This is a genomic window from Qipengyuania sp. (assembly GCF_042095715.1).
In the GTDB taxonomy this organism is placed as follows: domain Bacteria; phylum Pseudomonadota; class Alphaproteobacteria; order Sphingomonadales; family Sphingomonadaceae; genus Qipengyuania.
In genome coordinates this window covers 1-3,252 of the sequence record NZ_JBELMO010000136.1, presented here as the reverse complement: position 1 = coordinate 3,252, position 3,252 = coordinate 1, and the positions used below count along the sequence as shown (strand labels likewise).

The window sequence follows — 3,252 nt, the reverse complement described above, 5'->3', positions numbered from 1 at the left end:
CTGTAATTATCACCATGCATCAGGTCGCTGGTCCAGGCGGGTCCCGTGGTCGGCGCGATCAGGAAGGCGACGTCGTTTTCCTGAACCATGCGGTCGATCCCACGATCGCCGGCTAGGTGCAGGGCGTTCTCACGCGCGGCGAGATACGCTTGCTCGTCCGTCCGCTCCAGGGCCATCTCGAATGTGTCCTGGTCGAACCAGCGCATTTCTTCGGCAGCATGCGCTTCGTTGAAGGCAATCAGATCGGCCAGGCTGCGCGGCAGGCCTTCTCCCGGCAGCGAGGCGAGATAGCTTTCCATGTCGGTCCGCAATTCGAACAGCAGCGTGGTGAACTCGTCGCGGCCCATCTCGTCGCTGGGCTCGAAAGCGATCTCGACCAGCTCGGCACCCGCACGGCGCATGTCGGCGAGGGCGGTTTCGAACAATGCGCGCACATCGTCGCGATTGCCGATCTGATTGACGAGCACGCCGATGCGCACACCCTTCAGCGACGCATTGGCGAGGCCCGTGGTGAAATCCGGCTTGTGCCGGTCGGCTTGCGCCGTTGCCGGGTCGGCGGGGTCGCTGCCGGCAATGGCGTTCAGCAGCAGCGCGGCATCCGCAACGCTGCGCGCCATCGGCCCGGCAGTGTCCTGCGAATGGCTGATCGGCACCACATGGGTGCGGCTGACCAGGCCGACGGTGGGCTTGAACCCGACCACGCCGTTGACGCTGGCGGGACAGGTGATGGAGCCATCGGTTTCGGTGCCGATGGCAGCCCATGCGAACCCCGCCGCCACCGCCGCTCCACTTCCGGATGAAGACCCGCAGCTGTTGCGATCGGTGGCATGGGGGTTGCGTGTAAGGCCACCCACCGCGCTCCATCCGCTGGTCGAATTGTCGTCCCGGATATTGGCCCATTCGCTGAGATTGGTCTTGCCCATCACCACGCCGCCAGCCGCGCGAAGATTGGCGATCAGCGGCGCATCGCGGCGCGTCCAGTTGTCCTTCAGCGCCAGACTTCCGGCGGTGGTGGGCAGTTCGCGCGTCTCGATATTGTCCTTGATCAGAACCGTTCGCCCTTCGAGAGGGCCGCCGCCAGCCAGCGCCGCGCGGACCTGCGCGGTGATATCGGGCGCCAGCGCGATGACGGCATTGATGCCGCCCGGCCCGTCGTCATGGCGCATGATCCGGAGAGCGTATTCGATCGCACGGCTCTCCGCTGCGGTCGCGGCGGGCGCCAGCCCCTCGGGCAGGTCGGTCGCTTGTCCGGGCACCCCCGCAACCGGTGTAGAGCCCCCATCCTGCGCAATCGCGGGAGAGGAAAGCAGCACGACCGAAAGCGGCAGTATGGCGAGTTTTTTCATCGCGTCATCCTGCCAGCGCGGCTCGCTTTGGCAAGCGTTTCAGAAATCGCCGCTGATGCGCAGGCGGAAGATCGGGCCGATCCGGCGGTCGGAATATTCCATGAAGGCGATCTGGTCGCTCGGCCGGGTCTCTTCGAAGACGGTGCGGCGATAATAATTGCGCCCGCCCAGCAGCACATTGACCGCCTGAAGCCGGACCGTCAGCCCGAGGACGTCCTTGTTTTCAATGAAGAACGAATCAAACACCGGCCCCTCCCATTCACGGCCCTCTTCATACCTGCGGGCATAGCCGGCCTGATCGAAGTGGCTCAGGCCGGCGCCATAGGCCCAGTCGGTCTTGGGGATGTCATGGCGAAGATCGATGTCGAAGCCGCCCTCCTGGTCGTAGGAAAAGCTGCGCTCGATCCCGGTGAACGGATCGGTCACGTTCATGAAGCGCTTTATCGCGTTGATGTCGAGCCGGGCGCCGGTCCACCCGATCGGATCGAGCTTCAGCGTGGCGGTCGCTTCCAGATGCAGACGATCCGCATCGCCGATATTGCCGCGTGCCTCGCCGCCATTCGGCAGGGGAAACCAGTCGATGAAATCTTCGAACCAGGCCTGCTTGGCCAACAGCTTGATCGAACCCCAGGGGCCGAGCGTCTTGTTCGCCTCCAGCTCCACGTTCCAGCTCTGGTAAGGTACCAGCTCGTTGTTGCCGCCGCTCTCGTTGTCCGAATTGAGCGAAACGCTCGCAAGAAAATCGCCGAACGAAAGCTGGCTCACCCTGCGCGCCAGCGTGAGCGACACGTCGAAGTCCGTCGACGGCTTCCAGGTCGCCGCAAAGGAACCCTTGGGCCGCTTGAAGCTGCGCGAATTCGGCAAGGCGCCGGTCTGCTCGATGGTCGAAAATTCCATCGCGGCGATGGCCTGGATCGACAGCCTCGGGGACAGCGACCGCGAATAGCTGAGACTGGTGTCGTAGCGCCGCTCCCGCACCCCGCCCACGCCGCCGGGGAAGGGGATCTGCACGAAATCGTCCCCTGCCGACAATCTGAACAGCGAGGCGTTCTGATCCAGCCGGTTGAAGGCGGCTTCGCCCGAAATCTGCCAATCGGCATTGAGCATCTTCCAGCTGTATTCCAGCCGCCCGATCCGTTCGCCGCTCTTGCTGAGCTGCCTGTATCGCGATCCGGTGGCCGGGCTTGCGTCGTCAAAACGGTCGATCAGGGTCTGCGTGTAGTTTTTCTTGTCGAACCGCTCCAGCCCGATCAGCTTGAGCGAGCCGGGACCAAGCGGAAACTGGATGTCGCCGCCGATTTCGTATTCCGGTCCAACCTCGCGGGACTTCACGCTGCGCGTCCGCACGGGGCCGATTACCGGATATCCGATTTCGGGATCGTCGCGGATGAAATAGTCTTCCCCGTAACTCAGATTGAGATTGGCCTGAATGCCGCCGCCGAAATCATAGGCGAAGGTCGTGGCCAGCTTGGGGTTATCGTACTTGCCCGAAAACTTGCTGTATTGTTCCTCGATCAGGGCGCCGCTTCCATCGGTGATGATGACCGGCCCGTCGGCGCCGAAGCGGTCGTTCGTGTTCGACAGGGCGACGGTGTAATCCAGTGCGCCGCTCTTGCCCGATAGGGATGCTTCGCCGCCATAAAGCTGCGCTTGCGTGTTATAGGAGCGGAAGCCGGTGTTCCAGCGGAACTGACCCGAAACGCCCGTGCTGGTGTAGATGACGTTGGCGACCAGCCCCGTCAGGCCCGGTATGTCCAGCGTGTTGCCGTCCACCAGTTCGATTCGCACGACATCGTTTGCCGGGATGCGGCGCAGCTGATCCTCGACGCTGTCCGATTTGCTGGACAGGCGGGCCAAGGCAAAATCACCTGTTCGCCAAGACCTTCTGGACGCCATGGGCATGCCT

At 63.3% G+C, this 3,252-nt stretch carries 2 protein-coding genes; both read right to left on the bottom strand.

Going from position 1 to position 3,252, the window contains the following annotated elements:
* The coding region (locus ACFDTG_RS16500) for an amidase family protein (RefSeq protein WP_375292006.1) at positions 1-1,346 on the bottom strand (1,346 nt) is incomplete at its 3' end.
* A gap of 39 nt (positions 1,347-1,385) precedes the next feature.
* Positions 1,386-3,252 (bottom strand): hypothetical protein (locus ACFDTG_RS16495; RefSeq protein ID WP_375292005.1); only part of this gene is annotated, 1,867 nt, incomplete at its 5' end.